This is a genomic window from Janthinobacterium foliorum (assembly GCF_978021625.1).
In genome coordinates, this window is record NZ_CDXDQE010000069.1 from 1 (window position 1) to 387 (window position 387).

The window sequence follows — 387 nt, forward strand, 5'->3', positions numbered from 1 at the left end:
GACACGGGCCACATCACCTTTGCCGGCGGCGACGCGCTGGCGGTGCTGAACAAGCATATCGCCCGCATCTGCCATGTGCATTGCAAGGACGTGCGGCCGAATGTCGTGAAGCTGGCGAAGAATGGCCACTGGAGTTTTTTGCAGGCCGTCATCAACGGCGCCTTCAGCGTGCCCGGCGATGGCAGCATCGATTTTCCCGCCATCCTCATGCGTTTATATCTGCACGGTTACGCGGGCTGGCTGGTGGTGGAAGCGGAGCAGGACCCGGCCGTCGCCCCCAGCTATCAGTACGCGAAGATGGGCCACGATTACCTGGCGCAATTGGTCGACGCCATCCCGCGCTTGAAACGGGAGGCGGCATGAGCCCGCTGCTGGTGAAGGCGAACA

The 387-nt window shown here is 62.5% G+C and carries 1 protein-coding gene; it reads left to right on the plus strand.

The annotated features are described in order from the left end of the window. Positions 1–363: TIM barrel protein (locus ACZ92H_RS29525; RefSeq protein WP_465051983.1), on the plus strand; the 363-nt coding region annotated here is incomplete at its 5' end. Positions 364–387 lie beyond the last annotated feature (24 nt).